This window comes from Algoriphagus antarcticus (assembly GCF_002150685.1).
Lineage (GTDB): Bacteria > Bacteroidota > Bacteroidia > Cytophagales > Cyclobacteriaceae > Algoriphagus > Algoriphagus antarcticus.
In genome coordinates this window covers 21,662-37,802 of sequence record NZ_MSSW01000045.1, presented here as the reverse complement: position 1 = coordinate 37,802, position 16,141 = coordinate 21,662, and the positions used below count along the sequence as shown (strand labels likewise).

9 protein-coding genes are annotated in these 16,141 nt (G+C 39.3%); 4 read left to right on the top strand and 5 right to left on the bottom strand.

Features of this window, described 5'->3' with window-relative positions; all coding sequences use genetic code 11:
- From BVH04_RS15080 to BVH04_RS15065, 5 genes are all read right to left on the bottom strand, one after another.
- The gene (locus BVH04_RS15080; protein ID WP_086542300.1) at nucleotides 1–3,066 is read right to left on the bottom strand and encodes a SusC/RagA family TonB-linked outer membrane protein; all 3,066 of its coding nucleotides are present in this window, start codon (nucleotides 3,064–3,066) and stop codon (nucleotides 1–3) included.
- Between the two features lie 522 nt (nucleotides 3,067–3,588).
- Nucleotides 3,589–5,172, bottom strand: a complete 1,584-nt coding sequence (locus tag BVH04_RS15075; protein WP_317045503.1) for a SusD/RagB family nutrient-binding outer membrane lipoprotein — start codon at nucleotides 5,170–5,172, stop codon at nucleotides 3,589–3,591.
- A gap of 28 nt (nucleotides 5,173–5,200) precedes the next feature.
- Nucleotides 5,201–8,179, bottom strand: a complete 2,979-nt coding sequence (locus tag BVH04_RS15070) for a SusC/RagA family TonB-linked outer membrane protein (RefSeq protein ID WP_240510946.1) — start codon at nucleotides 8,177–8,179, stop codon at nucleotides 5,201–5,203.
- Entirely contained in the window at nucleotides 8,155–8,523 is a 369-nt protein-coding gene (locus BVH04_RS26145) for a carboxypeptidase-like regulatory domain-containing protein (RefSeq protein ID WP_240510945.1), read from the bottom strand. Before BVH04_RS26145 ends, BVH04_RS15070 begins: the two co-directional genes overlap by 25 nt.
- Nucleotides 8,524–9,071: 548 nt before the next feature.
- Nucleotides 9,072–11,234 (bottom strand): glutamine synthetase III family protein, encoded by a 2,163-nt coding sequence (locus BVH04_RS15065; RefSeq protein WP_086542298.1) that lies wholly within the window; start codon nucleotides 11,232–11,234, stop codon nucleotides 9,072–9,074.
- A gap of 232 nt (nucleotides 11,235–11,466) precedes the next feature.
- Here BVH04_RS15065 and mtaB point away from each other — a divergent pair, with 232 nt between their 5' ends.
- The 4 genes from mtaB (at nucleotide 11,467) to BVH04_RS15040 (ending at nucleotide 16,113) form a co-directional block, all read left to right on the top strand.
- Nucleotides 11,467–12,786: a tRNA (N(6)-L-threonylcarbamoyladenosine(37)-C(2))-methylthiotransferase MtaB gene (mtaB, locus tag BVH04_RS15055; RefSeq protein WP_086542296.1), complete on the top strand. Its 1,320-nt coding sequence runs from the start codon at nucleotides 11,467–11,469 to the stop codon at nucleotides 12,784–12,786.
- A 61-nt stretch (nucleotides 12,787–12,847) separates the two neighbouring features.
- Nucleotides 12,848–13,201 carry a DUF805 domain-containing protein gene (locus BVH04_RS15050; RefSeq protein ID WP_086542295.1) on the top strand — a complete coding sequence of 118 codons (354 nt, stop codon included), beginning with the start codon at nucleotides 12,848–12,850 and terminating at the stop codon, nucleotides 13,199–13,201.
- A gap of 169 nt (nucleotides 13,202–13,370) precedes the next feature.
- On the top strand, nucleotides 13,371–15,380 hold the full coding sequence (locus BVH04_RS15045; RefSeq protein WP_086542294.1) for an alpha-amylase family glycosyl hydrolase: 2,010 nt from the start codon (nucleotides 13,371–13,373) through the stop codon (nucleotides 15,378–15,380).
- A 112-nt stretch (nucleotides 15,381–15,492) separates the two neighbouring features.
- Nucleotides 15,493–16,113, top strand: a complete 621-nt coding sequence (locus BVH04_RS15040; RefSeq protein ID WP_086542293.1) for a YdeI/OmpD-associated family protein — start codon at nucleotides 15,493–15,495, stop codon at nucleotides 16,111–16,113.
- Nucleotides 16,114–16,141: the final 28 nt, after the last annotated feature.

Genomic DNA, 16,141 nt, shown 5'->3' with positions numbered 1-16,141 from the left:
TTAATTCAATTTGAAATTAAGGTTAAACCCAAAAGATCTAGTGCTAGGAAGATTTTGACCTTCAATACCTGTATAGTTTATATTAGAACCAAAACTAGCCTCAGGGTCAATGTTTTTAGCTTTGCGCATCAAGAACCCTATGTTTCTACCTACTAGGGAAACACTCAAACCTTTCATGATCGGAGTATTGCCAAACCATTTTGAAGGGAAGCTATAGCCTAACGTTAACTGTCTCAACTTGATGAAATCGCCATCTACTACACTGGTACTCGTTATATTTTGAGCCAAAGCCTGGTAGTATCTTTCTGCAGGCGCAGTCACACCTCCATTAATTACACCAGATTCTCTGCCCTCAAGTGTAACTTGATTGAGACCTCTGAAAGTAGAATAGAATTCAGTGGCAGAAAGCACTTTGTTACCGTAGTTGTAGTCAATCAAGAATGAGAACATAATTCCTTTGTAGTTGAATTCGTTATTCCATCCACCATAAAGCGTCGGTAATACAGTTCCCATGTTAATCAATTCGCCACGAACAGGAAGTCCTGCCTCACTCACTTTGATGCTTCCATCAGTATTGTAAGCATAATCGTATGCTCTTATCTGAGGGCCAGCCTCACCTACTACATATGCTGTCACTGCATTTCCTAAAGTAGCTCTGTTCTGTCCCAAATTGACAGGATTATTATTTGGATCAGTACTTAGAATTTCATTCTTAACATTCGACAAGTTGAATGAAGTCTTCCACATGAAGTTTACAGTTTGAACTGGCGTACCAGACACCAATACCTCAATCCCCTTATTGCTAGTTGATCCTGTTGCTACCACAGCACTATTGAAACCTGAAGTTATGCTGTAACCTGCTCTCATAATTTCATTATGAGTTTCCTTCTGATAGTAAGCCACATCAAAAGTCAATCTGTTTTTTAAGAAACTAAGATCAAATCCCAATTCTACTTCACTGGTGGTAAACGGCTTAAGATTCAGATTCGGAAGAGAGGTAGGAGACGATCCTGCAGGCACTCCATTATAAGAGTTTGCTGAGTTGTAGTAAAACGTACTTTGATAGGCATCAAACGGCTCACCACTTGTCACTGCATAGGATGCTCTAAATTTACCGAAATCAAGTAATGAACTATTCATCAATTCACTGAATACAAAAGCAGCTGCAACGGAAGGTGAGAAAATGCTGTTATTATCAGTGGGCAACGTACTATACACATCGTATCTACCTGTAGTAGTCAAAGTCAATATATTATTGTAACCAATCCCAACAGAGTAATATGCAGATTGAACTTCACGCTCATTGAAACCATACGATCTAGAGAAGTTTTCAACATTAAAAGGAGAATACAAGTATGGGATTACGAAGCGGTTTCCACCAACTCCTACAGATTCAAACTTGTTATTTCTCATATTTGCACCAGCAAGTAGATCCAAATTTATCTTATCAGTTAAATCAAATTTACCTCCCAAGATACCATCTATGTTTAATTCAGTTATTTGGGATTGTCCTCGTGCATTTAGATTTCCTTGCAGATTGGCGGTATATGCCAAACCATATGGATCAATACTGAAGAAATCATCCGTGGAAGCATCATTACCCAATCTAATCATAGCAAAAATATCCTTCGTGAAGCTGTATTTTGTAGAAATAGCAGATATAGTTCGCTTTCTCCCTACATCATTGATCCCTTGATTTACAATAAAGTAAGGATTAGTAACAAAGATATCATCACTAAACACTGCCTCAGCTCCAGTATCGGTATTATAACCGGGAGCAAATATGCTTTGACTGATATTCGGAGCAAGAAGCAAGAAGTTGTTTGGGTTTTTTGGACCGTCACTTAGGTTTGGCACATTGGTAGATTTCTGATCAATGTAATTCACCATAGCAGTCACACTCAATTTATCCGTAATGTTTTGATCCACATTCAAATTGATTGACAATCTATCCATACCGCTATTCGGTACGATTGATCTAGAATCCAGATTGGATACAGACATTCTGAAAGATCCATCAGCACCTAATCCTTTAGATACCGAAACTGTATTTGTGAAATTCGATCCTGTCCTGTAAAAATCAATGTATCTATCGTTAGTAGGTGAATAAGGGTATTGATTACCATCATATCCAATTACTGAACTGCCATCCAACCTTGGACCCCAAGCCAATCTACCAGTGGATTGCGCATCTGCCGCAGTTACAGGCTTAATACCTCCAGTACCCTGACCATATTCTTGCTGAAAATCCGTGAAATCAACTGCATTATCTGCTATGTAGTTCATGGTATAGTTCAAAGACCAATCCCCTCCTTTTGCTCCTTTTTTAGTAGTGATCAAAATCACGCCATTCGAAGCTCTGGATCCATAGAGTGCAGAAGCTGCCTGACCTTTTAATACTGTCATCGTTTCTATATCATCAGGGCTAAGGTTACCGATACCATCACCACTATCTGCGCCACCCCACTGTCCGGCTGAACCTCTTTGGGTATTATCCATTGGAATACCGTTGATCACGTATAAAGGTGATCCTGTACCACTGATACTTGGCAAACCTCTCAAAGTAATCTTGGAAGTTCCGCCTGGGCCACTGTTGGTTCCTTTTACTACCAAACCAGCAACACGACCCGCTAATGAGTTAGCAATATTGTTCTCACGAGCAGCACTTAGGGATTCACCTCCTACTTCTGTCACTGAATATCCTAAGGTTTCTTTGTCTTTAGTGATACCTAAGGCAGTAACCACAACTTCGGAAAGCTCACTAGCGTCTTCCTCTAACAATACATTTAATTCGCTGCGATTTCCCACTGTAATTTCCTGTGACGCAAAGCCGATAAACGAAAAAACCAAAACTGAGTTTGGGCTAACTGACAGCGAATACTCACCATCCACATTTGTGGTAGTACCTGTCTGACTACTCTTTTCAAGGATAGTGACTCCCGGCATAGGCAATCCATCTGTTGCTGCCGTCACTACTCCTTTCAAGATTCTACTTTGACCTTGTGCTAGGTGCACTGCACATAACATAAAACCAAGAGCAAAAGCAATTGATAAAATTTTTTTCATAGTGTGAAGTTAATTGTGTAAAATAATTGAATGATGATATTTGGATGGGTTTATCATGCCGTTAGTTGAATTTTGGCGATGAAAGCGATTGAACTTTGAAATCTTGCTTATGATTGAAACTAAACTTAGCAAATAAAGTTGATTCACCTTCCATACTATTGATTCACCTTCCATACTAGTAGATTTTTTTAAATCTAGATTAGTAAAGCTAAAAATTTCAAGAACTATTCAAAAATAAATCCGAGATATTTTATCATAAAACCCGATCTATTTTTTTAATTTTTTTTAAAAAGTTTATATTCGTAACTAATTATTTTTTTAAAAAAATTCTTATCCCCTTTACTTACTCTATCATTCTGAAAGCATTTTTTGACTATCCGGAATGATGCCAATAAACTTATTCTCTTTGCTTTTCTCTCTTACTGGTTTATAAGTGAAAACACGAATAGTTTTTCTAAAACCAAAAAAAAAGCCTCCCAAATATCTGAGAGGCCTTAATTAATTATGAACCCAATCTATTATTTAATTCATATCCCAGAAAACAGAATTAGTCAACTTATCCTGTGGCTGAACTACGGAGTAATTCTCCATATTATAAGTTTGTTCAGAACCTGGATACATCCAACGTGATGGTGGAAGATTTTGCTGATTTGAGTTATCAACCCAGAACTCTAAATCCAGTTTATTCAATCTTCTGATTTCATGCCAGTTTTCATTTGACTGAATAACATTGAAGTGAAGCCATTTCTGCTCTGCGATTAACGAAAGTTTTTCGTCCATTCCGGAAGCAGCATCCCATGAAATTTCATCCATCGCCAAGTAGTCGTTTACTGACTCTGCAGTAGGGACAACTGGAGCAATAGACTCAGCATTATTGCTGATACTTCTCAAATACTGATAAAAACCAATTGATTGTGTTACAGCCTCCTCAAAGTGCATTTTTGCCATGGCATCTTGATTTTCCTTTAAGTAAAATTCTGCTGCCAATAAATGAACCTCAGCTGCAGTCATCAGGATACCCGGAAAATATTGGTTTCTACTGATAGTTGAGAAATTATAGAGACTCAAAGTTTGAGTCAATATTAAAGCATCTTGCTCAGTAGGATTCATTAAAGGATCGAGGCCTAAATATTCTCCATTTGCATTCAAGCCTGGTTGAAATACGTAAGTCAATCTAGGATCATCGTTACTAACCATATGATTTAAAATTGCTTTGCCCGCAATATTACCATTCCAATCTTCTAAACCACTGCGGAAATCATTTGCACCTATCACTGTACCTAAAGAGTAAATATCCCACATGATATTACTGTCATTAACCTCTACTATTGGATATTGTGCAGGATTGGACAAAATAGCGCCAATTTCTGATTTAGCTCTGGCACTGAACTCGCTCGTTCCACTTACTCTTGTGAGCATTTTCAATCTCAGTGAATTGATATATTTTTTCCACATATCAATGTTTCCATTGTTGATTAAATCCTGAGTTTTAAAATCTACCACAGTAGCAGGGTTGATTTGCAAAGAACCTAGCTCATTTGCAAAGCCTAGTAAATCGTCTAGCATTTTAGTGTAAATGTCGCTTGCTTCGTCGTAAGCCGCGTAAGATTTAGAATAATCACCACCATTAATACTGAGCATACCTGCTTCAGACCATGGGATATCCCCGTACAAATCCACAGTTTGTTGTGTATGATCATAGAAATAGGTTGCCGCAGCAATCATAAACACTCGATTATCTTCCTTTTTGACATCAGTCAACCCATTATACACTTTCTGCAGCTCTCTGTACTGAGCCATGAAGTTGTAGAAGTTATTCCATCTGTCATTTACTGCAGCAGAGCCTGGCACGTATTGGTTCTCCACGTTCACCCAACCAACAACCTGAGAGTATCTGTTTGAAGTGATTCTTTTGATCACAAAGTAATCCCAATAGGATGGCAAAACAGATTGACGGTTGGACATAATCATTCCTGTAAACTGTTTTCCAACAGTTGTTTCAGAAAGTTTGGAAGGGTCTGTATAGTTGTCCTCAAAGTCCCCTACTGAACAGCTAGCTAAGCCGCTGATCAGTATTGTGTATATAAATATTCTTTTAAAATTCATGTTCATATGTTTTTATCTTATCCAACAATTAGAATCTAGCTCTTAACATCACACCATATGTTCTGGTAGCAGGATTAGTACCCGCACTAGTCAGTGTCTGCGTCCATCTAGATCCTCCAGTCAATACTTCTGGATCTAGGTCCTTGATGCTTCTATATAAGAAAAACAAGTTCCTGCCATACACGGAGATATTCACATTTGAAACTCCGATTTTCGAGGTGATTTGATTTGGTATCGTATAAGCCACAGACAATTCCCTCATTTTGAGATAATTATTGTCTTGAATATAAAGCTCATATCTGGATTGGCTATACTGAGGTCCACCCCAGTTGTAGGTATTCCAATAATAGAAAGCTTGAGAAACCACATTGGTATTGGTGGACCCATCAGCTACCACACCATCCATCACCATACCATCATGATATACTGTCTCACCATTTGGACCTTGGGCCGTAGAGTGAGGGACACCTACTCCTTGCCCAGTATCATTTCTATAGTAAGCCAAACCTCCACTCGCTTCATCCATAAAGTTCAAACTTTCTTCAGTGAGACCACGGCTTTTCATCCAGTTGATCCCTGTAGGCATTACACTACCACCGATCTGGAAATCCATCACAGCATATAAACTGAAATTTTTGTATGAAAATTCATTGATGATACCTCCCAAAGCGTCAGGCATTGCATTGCCTACTTGAATCCATTTCTGATCATCAATCTTGTATAAACCATTTGGCTGAACGACTTGGTTGCCATTGGCATCAAGGGCGATAGGGCGAGCGTAGAAATCTCCCATTGGACGACCTACTACTGATCTAAGCTGTGCCGCATTGCCGTCATAATCAACATGCAAAAGCTCAGTAGCGTTGTTAGCTAGTTTCTCTACTTTATTTGAGATTTTAGATAAGTTAATAGTAGCATCCCACTGGAAGTTTGGCGTAGATATGATATCACCAGTTAATTGAATCTCAATCCCCGTATTTCTAAGCGTGCCAATATTTGTCAATACTGAAAAAGCACCTGACGTAGTTGGCAATGTTAATGGCAGTATTTGATCTCTGATCTGCGCATTATAATAAGAGATATCCAAACTAAAACGGTTATTAAAGAACCTAGTATCTAAACCAAACTCGAACTCATGTTTTTGCTCTGGCCTGATGCCGTCATTTCCAAAGGAAGAAGGTAAACTTGTAAAAAGTACGTTTGAACCACCTAGCTGCTGTACACCCAAAGAATTTTGGCTATAGGCAATATTGGCGCTGTAGATATCCGGGTAGTTACCCACAATACCCCAAGAACCTCTCAACTTGGAGAAAGTAATAAATTGAGGCAAATCAAATGCATCAGTAAGGGCAAAAGCTGTATTGACAGACGGGTAAACAAAAGTATTATTATTAGGATTCATAGTAGAGATTCTATCTCTTCGAATGGTGCCTTCTACAAACCATATGCTTTTGTAGTCAAAATTCACAGTACCTAATAATGCATCAATCGTTCTATACTGACGGTTGGAGCTATTATTAGGAATGTTTGTCGAGGCAACAATATCAAAAAGGTTTTCAGTACTCAAACCTCCATTAGTACTTCTACCAACACTGCTGGAATTTTCAGTTCTTGCTGTGTAACCCAGCATTGCTCCAATAGTGAAATCTTCTGTGATTGCTTTTTTATAATTAAGCATTATATCCCCATATAAAATGCTAAACAATTCAGTGGACATGCCGAATGACCCTGAAGGACCAAAAGCTAAAGGCCTTTCTGAATAATTCTCGCTTTCATTATATCTACTTGTAAAGTCTGTAGATATACGAGCTCTAAGATTCAAATCGTCAGTAAACTTAAACGTATTAGTTAAGCTACCAATCACACGATTACTAATCTCTGAAGCCTGATTTTTGTTTACTCTCCAAACATAATCTGCAATATCTCCTCTGAATCCATTTCCAGTAATATTTTCATCTGGAGTCAAACTCTGACCATTACCAGTCACATATCGGTAACCTCTGCTTGTCTGATATCTATCTAAGTACCACGCACCATTATCAAACCGGGTCATCATACCACCAAAGTTATTGATCAGACGGTCAATAGAGTAAGGGCGGTTTGCAGTATTCTGATTGATGTAGTTAATCATCAAATCCGTCGTTAGCTTTTTGCTTACTTGGTAGCTAGAGTTAAGGTTAATAATGTTCTTGCTGTTTTTAGAATTCAAACTCAAAGCCTCATTATCCTGACGTGTCAAAGAAAGACGGAAGTTTGATTTTTCAGTAGCATTGGAAATAGAAATATTTATCTGAGAACTAACCGGATTATTGAACAACGCTGAATAATTATCTTGCTGCGCATTGTAAGGTCTCGTAATTCCATCCCACGCCTGCATAGGTTGACCGTCGAATTTAGGTCCGTAGTTCGTCGAAGAGTTTGGTACAGTACGCATCCCATCCGCAGTATAGTTGAATCCATCAGCAGCTTGGCCCAAATTCAGAATATGAGATGGCATGCCAGGACCTCTTACATTTTGATAACGAGGCAAATAGGCTATTTCATCTACCGAGAAGTTCGTATTAAAGTCTACTTGCATCCCGTTTTCTCCTGCCTTTCCTTTTTTGGTTGTGATTAAGACAACACCGTTAACTGCTTCAGATCCGTATAGTGCCGCAGCAGAAGCTCCTTTCAGAATTGAAATATTTTCAACATCGGCAGGGTTAATATCTAACAATCCATTTCCTCTCAAGCGCTGATCACCCCAATAGTTATTATTGGTGACTTCTTCATTTCGAATCGGAACACCATCTAATACAATTAGGGGTTGGCTTTTACCTGTTATGGAATTAATACCACGGATTTGGATGTTGACAGGGGATGTCGCGCCGCCAGCTCCTCCCTGAATCCGCACTCCGGCAGCCTTACCATATAAGGCAGAAGCTAAATTTGTATTGCCTACTTTTACTAGCTCATCTGCCTCAATGACACTTGTAGCATATCCTAAAGACTTTTGTGCTTTGTCCATACCAAACCAAAGGCAGTAACCACAACTTCAGATAGTTCGCTAGTGTCCTCACTAAGAGTGATATTGACTTCCGACTGATTGCCGACTGTTACTTCTTGAGTAGCATACCCAATAAAAGAGAAAATCACAACTGAATTGGATCCTACCGCAATAGAATACTCACCATCTACATTTGTAGTGGTACCTGTCTGGTTCGTCTTGTCCAAGACTGTGACTCCAGGCATTGGAAGCCCGTCCTCTGCAGCGGTCACGACTCCCTTCAATATTCGCTGCTGAGCTTGTGCTGAGACCGAGAGGCCCAACATCATGACCAGAGCTAAAGCAATTGATAAAACTTTTTTCATAACTGATAATTTGAGGTTAACAATAATAAAATCTTAGCATCATGTACCATCTTCCGATTTTCATGATGAATTACTGGTTGGGGTTGTTCCATACGAGTTTAGTGAGGGTTTATGATAAAATTTTCTCAAAAACAATCAGGCAACTTTCTATCAATCAATGACCAAGATGTTTAAGATCTTATAAAGCTAGAAAAAACAAAATTCTATCAAAGCTCACTAATGTAATTTTTTTATAAAACAGATGAAATTAGTGTATTTTTTTCATTAAGTATTCGGATGAACAACTCCTTTTTCCTTATGAAGATCAATTATTGAATAGATTTTAGATATGTGGTGTTTTAAACGAAGAAATTTTTCATAACACAGGTCATGAGGTTAGTTTTTTTATTAACCAAATTAGGGCTTTTGCACCAATAAGCACTTTCTAATCTATCAACTAAGGCACTATCTATTGAGGACTTATAGCTTATGTAGGACACTCATTAAAGTATAAAAACAAAAAAAGCCGTCCCTCCCGGAACGGCCTTCATTATCTGATCTAGAAAAACTTATCTAAGAAAAAGCATTTCTCTGTATTTCACTAGTGGCCATGATTCATCATCCACCAAAAGTTCCAGTTTATCTACTGCATATCGGATTTTGTCAAAGTAGGCTTCCTTTACATCAATCTGATAGCCTTTTGCCATTTTGACGATATCCACTTCTTTGTTGAGTTTCTTACGTGCCTCAACCATTGCCGTGATATTAGATTTCAATGACTCTATATGCTTAGAAACCTCCTTGATCGTATCTACAGCAGCCGTATTATCCAAACCTAGACCTTTCAAACCATTGGCATTTTGAATAATTTTGTTTTGGTATAGAATAGCAGTTGGAATAATATGATTCAATGCCAAATCTCCCATCACACGACCTTCAATCTGAATTTTCTTCATGAAGCTCTCCAGCATGATTTCATGACGGGCATGAACCTCAATGTTGTTCATCACATTGTGTCTTTCGAAAAGCTCTTTAGTAGCTTTAGTTGCATATACGTCCAATGCCAACGGAGTTGACTTCAAGTTAGACAAACCTCTTTTCTCTGCTTCTGCCGCCCATTCATCAGAGTAGCCATCTCCTTCGAATCGTACTTTCTTGCTATCCTTGATGTATTTTCTCAATACGTTTACTATCGCAATTTTTTTCTCTTTACCGGCAGTCATTTCTTTCTCGATGTCTTTAGCCATATCAGTCAATACATCCGCAACGATTACATTCAGTACAGTCATTGGTCCGGCGACGTTAGCCTGAGAACCTACTGCACGGAATTCAAACTTGTTACCTGTGAAGGCGAAAGGAGAAGTTCTGTTTCTATCTGTATTATCAAGGATGATTTCAGGGATCTTAGAGATACCTAATTTCATGTACATATTATCACCCTTTTCTATCTTGATGTTTCCGTTTTTCTCAAGCTCATTCAATACTTCAGTAAGCGTAGCTCCCAAGAATACAGAGATAATTGCTGGAGGTGCCTCATTAGCTCCAAGACGGTGATCATTGCCCGCCGATGCTATACTTGCTCTCAAAAGATCTGAGTAATCATATACCGCTTTTACAGTAGCTACCAAGAAGGTAAGGAATTGAAGATTTTCTCTGGCAGAATTGCTTGGCTGGAAAAGGTTAATTCCTGTATCTGTGATCAATGACCAGTTGTTGTGCTTTCCGCTGCCGTTTACACCTGCAAATGGTTTCTCGTGAAGTAGAACCTTCAAGTCATGTCTCTCGGCAACTTTCTCCATCACGTCCATCAACAATTGGTTGTGGTCCGTTGCTTTGTTAATTTCTTCAAACAAAGGAGCCACTTCAAATTGACCTGGAGCAACCTCGTTATGTCTAGTCATAACTGGAATTCCTAATTGAAGTGCTTCATTCTCGAACTCAACCATGAAGTCCTTAACTCGTGTAGGGATAGATCCAAAATAATGATCATCCAACTGCTGACCTCTTGCTGGGCTGTGACCAAAAACAGTTCTACCACCCATTACCAAATCGGGTCTTGCAGAGAAAAGAGCTTTGTCGATCACAAAATATTCCTGCTCAACACCTAATGAAGGCTGCACTTTTCTCACATTTCTGTCAAATAATTGGCAGATAACTAATGCCGCTTCGTTGATAGCTTCTATTGATTTCAACAATGGAGTTTTGTAATCCAGTGCCTCACCCGTATAGGAAACAAATATTGTAGGAATACAAAGCGTATTTTCGAAAATAAAAATCGGAGATGTGGGATCCCAAGCAGTATATCCTCTGGCCTCAAAAGTAGACCGGATACCTCCGTTAGGGAAAGAAGATGCATCTGGTTCTTGCTGAACAAGTGCACTGCCTTTGAATTTCTCCAAACCGCCGAGGGCATCGAAAAATGAATCATGCTTCTCCGCAGTAGAACCAGTAAGTGGCTGAAACCAGTGAGTATAATGTGTGACTCCTTTGGATAATGCCCAAGTTTTTACAGCAGAAGCTACCTCTTCGGCAGTTGCACTGTCTATCTTGGATCCTTTATCAATGGCCTCCATAACCCTTTTGAAAGCTGAAGGTGCCAAAGACACTTTCATTTGAGCTGTGCCAAAGGTATTGATACCGAAAAAGTCTGAGATTTTGTTGGATGGTGCTTTTACAGTTATTCGCTGTCTTGTCTGCACCATTGCCAAGGCTTGTTGTCTGAGTGTTGCCATTTCTACAATATGTGGTTTAAATTTATACACACAAAAATAGAAAAATATGTTTCCGAAAATGCTTTTGACTCATTTTTGACCTCATATTTGAAAAAATTTACACTTTTTTCAATAAACCATCGTAAAATCCCACCATTTTCTGCTAACAAGAGGGATTTATGTAGAAAAATTGGAGAATTGAAAACAAGGGAAGATTAATTACCTTTGCAATCTCATTGTCAGAAGCGTAATTGTGAAAAAAGTAGCCTTTTATACACTAGGGTGTAAGCTAAATTACTCAGAAACCTCAACTATCAGTCGCCAATTTGAAGAAAAGGGCTATTTGAAAGTCGATTTTCAGGAAAATCCCGATATTTTCATTATCAATACCTGCTCAGTCACAGAGAATGCTGACAAGAAGTGTAGGAAGATTGTAAAGGAGGCTAAAAAGATTTCTCCAAACTCTTACGTCACCATAATCGGTTGCTATGCGCAATTAAAACCTCAGGAAATTTCCGAAATAGAAGGCGTAGATGCAGTGCTTGGTGCCGCGGAAAAATTCCGCTTGATTGAGCTTTTGGATGATTTTGCTAAAGCTCAAGAAACAAAAGTTTTGGCTTCCGAAATCCAAGAGGCCACCGTTTTTAATAATGCATACTCTATTAATGACCGAACGCGAACTTTCCTGAAAGTCCAGGATGGGTGTAATTACGGTTGTGCATTCTGTACTATTCCGCTTGCCAGAGGAAAAAGCCGAAGTAATACAATAGAGAGTGCACTGCAATCTGCACGTGAAATCGTTGCAACTGGTGTCAAAGAGATCGTATTGACTGGAGTGAATATAGGTGACTTCGGAATAGTAGATGGCAAACGAAATGAGCGATTTGCCGACCTAGTCTATGCTCTCGATGAAGTGGAAGGAATTAATCGATTGAGAATTTCATCAATCGAACCCAACTTGCTCACCAACGAGATCATCAGCTTTGCGGCCCAGTCCAAGAGATTTGTGCCACATTTCCACGTTCCACTTCAATCAGGTTCCAATACCATTTTGAGAAAAATGGGTAGAAGATACCTTCGTGAGCTTTACGTAGATCGCGTGGCCAAGATCAAAACGCTAATGCCACATGCTTGTATAGGTGTGGATGTAATCGTTGGTTTTCCTGGAGAGACAGACGAGCTATTCCTCGAAACTTATAATTTCTTGAATGAGCTTGATATTTCATACCTACACGTATTCACCTATTCTGAGCGAGCCAATACCAGGGCAACTGACATGGATGAGGTCGTTCCGATGAAAAAGAGAAATGAACGATCAAAAATGCTTCGAATTCTCTCTGAGAAAAAAAGAAGGAAATTCTACACTGAAAACTTAGGCAAAACATTCACAGTGCTCTTTGAAGAAGATATAGAAGACGGTAAAATTCACGGCTTCACCGAAAACTACATTCGTGTCGCTGCCAAATACGACCCAATGCTGATCAATGAATTGAAGCAAGTGACACTGGATCAGATCAATGACAAAGGACATATAGAAGTGCGGGAACCAGAGATGGTCTTCGAAAAGCATTAAAACCGAATTTAATTTTATACGGAAGTCTTAAACAACTTTTTCCAGAAGGCGTTGTTTAAGTATGTACTCTATATTTAAACCAACCGGAAGAATCACCAGAAGAATGTATCTGGTATTATTTATTATTTTTTATTTCATCAATCTCCTATGCTTATTGCTGATTTGGGACAGCTTCCAATCTGAATCCTGGCCGATTTTCTATGGAGCAGGAGTAGTACTTATTGCATCTATCTGCGTCTTGCTGATTCAGGCGATCAAAAGACTACACGACATAGGACTTAATTGGAAATATGCCTTATACCTATTGATCCCACCTCCAATCAATTTCATAGGATTCATCTGGCTAGCTGTCAAAAAAGGGCAAGATGGGACAAATGAATATGGCCTGGACCCAAGAATCAATGATATCGTCTAAATCCTTCATAGATAGAATCAAGTGACTTTGCATTGTTAAATTAAGGTACTGAAAGTGAAATTTCGGTACCTTTTCTTTTTGGAGAATAAAAGAAACGAAATTCAAAAGCCTCTGCTTGGTAATTTCCACCTGCATTTTTCTAAATTGAAATCAGCTAAAAAAACAATAAGTGGAAGATTCACAAAAAATCGCTTTAGTTCGACAAGAACCTTGGCTTGCTCAATATGAACCTCAAATCCAGAGAAGATTTGATCGATATCAGGAAGCTATTCGAGGAATAGATGATTTCATTGGAAATATACTCGAATATGCCTCAGTTCATAATTTCTATGGGATCCATTTTGAAGCTTGGAGAAAAGGCTGGGTGTATCGGGAATGGGCACCTGCAGCTAATCAACTAAACTTTTTCGGTGATTTCAATAACTGGAACAGGAGCTCGCATCCCATGAAAAAAAGCGGTCGTGGCGACTGGGAGATTTTCTTGCCTTATGACCAATACAAAGATAGCTTCATTCATGGCAGTAAAGTAAAGGTTCATGTCATAGCCGAAAACGGTGCTTTGGACAGAATACCTGCTTATATCAGAAGGGTGATTCAGGATGAAAATACTCATGATGTCGCAGGACAACTTTGGTTTGCAAAGGATTTCAAATGGACGGATGCATCTTTTACCACGAAGAATAGCCTCAAGCAACCTTTGATCTATGAGTGCCATGTGGGAATGTCCCAGGAGAAACTTGGAGTTGGAACCTATCAAGAATTTGAAGAGCTAACACTCCCTAGAATCAAAGCTGCCGGATATAATACCATCCAACTCATGGCAGTGATGGAGCATCCGTATTATGGCTCATTTGGTTACCATGTATCTAATTTCTTTGCTCCCACTTCAAGGTTTGGCACACCAGAGGAACTCAAGTCTCTGGTGAACAAAGCGCATGAAATGGGGATAGCAGTAGTCATGGATATTGTTCATTCTCATGCGATCAAAAATGTAAATGAAGGTTTAAATGAGTTTGACGGTAGCGAACATCAATATTTCCACCCTGGAGACAAGGGCTATCATGAAGCATGGGACTCCAAAGTCTTTGATTATGCCAAGCGGGAGGTGCAGCAGTTTTTACTTTCAAATATCCGCTATTGGCTAGAGGAATTTCATTTTGATGGATTTCGGTTCGATGGAGTGACCTCTATTATGTATTCGCATCACGGATTGTTCATGGATTTTGACTCGGTTGATTTGTATTTTGATAAAAATGTGGATGAGGATGCCGTTTTATATTTACAGCTCGCAAATACCCTTATGCATAGGATTAATCCTCAGAGCATTTCTATCGCTGAAGATATGAGCGGCATGCCTGGACTTGCGAGGCCTATTGCCGATGGAGGACTTGGATTTGACTTCCGAATGGCCATGGGAGTTCCTGACTTTTGGATCAAAACGCTTAAGCACAAACAAGACGAGGAATGGGATATGTTTGAGCTTTGGCATCAGCTGACCAATCGTCCTCAAGCAGAAAGATCAATTGGCTATGCCGAAAGTCATGATCAGGCTTTAGTAGGTGATCAAACACTTGCCTTCCGACTGATGAAAGAAGATATGTATTTCTCCATGTCTCTCCTCCAACAAAATCTGATTGTAGATCGTGGAATTGCGCTGCACAAACTTATCCGATTGATCACGCTCACACTGGGTGGTGAAGGGTATTTGAATTTCATAGGCAATGAATTTGGACATCCCGATTGGGTAGATTTCCCGAGAGAGGGCAATAACTGGAGCCATCAGTACGCGCGTCGGCAATGGTCACTAGTGGATGACCCCCTACTTCGCTATGGACAATTGGACGCTTGGGACAAAGCCATCATCAAACTTGCGAATGACTATTTGCTACTTGCCTCCGCTCCTGCTGAGCAACTTCATCTGGATCCGGATAAAAAGATCCTGGCCTATCAAAGAGGTGGGTTGATTTTCGTGTTCTCATTCCATCCTACTGAGTCATTTTTCGGACTTCCCGTTCATGTGAAAGAAGCTGGGGAGTATAGGCATCTACTTAATTCCGATGAAAAGCAATTCAGCGGTTTCGAGCGTCTGGATCGAAAAGTAAACTATTTTACCGATGAGCATCAGTGTATCAAATTGTATGTACCCAACAGAACGGTGCTTGTGCTGGAGATGAAATAAGAATTGAAAACTTGGTCGGGTGAAACCTTTTCTCTTTTGCCTAAAAAAGTAAGAATTCATTTCAAATCAATCAGGACACCTTCATCCTAAAAAAATTCAAAGTGCCATTCATATGAATTCTTCCGTCGACTCATATTTCACTGAGGGCTGTGGGCGCTGTCCGCTGGGTGGTACTCCGCAGTGTAAAGTCCATAATTGGACGGAAGAGCTGAAGCAATTGAGAATAATTATTCTTGACTGTGGATTGACGGAAATGTCGAAATGGGGAGTTCCTTGCTACACCTTTCAGAAAAGTAATGTTCTGATTTTAGCTGCGTTTAACGACTACTGCTCGATTAGTTTTTTTAAAGGAGTTTTGTTAAATGATGAGCAGAAAGTTCTCACTAAACCTGGAGAAAACACGCAAGCAGCACGACTGATTAAGTTTACAACTATTCAGGAAATAGCCCAGCTTAAACCTATCCTCAAAGCTTATATTTTTGAAGCCATCGAGGTAGAAAAGGAAGGTTTGAAAGTAATATTCGAAAAAAATCCAGCCCCTCTACCAGAAGAATTTCAAAATAAATTGGTTGAATTCCCAGCCTTAAAAGTGGCTTTTGAAGCATTGACACCAAGTCGCCAAAGAGGCTACATTCTTTATTTTTCCGCTCCCAAACAATTCAAAACCAGGGTGGCTAGGATTGAAAAATGTGCTCCAAAAATCCTCGATGGGAAGGGATTGAATGACAGGTAAAATCACTCAAGTTTATAAATGATCTTAC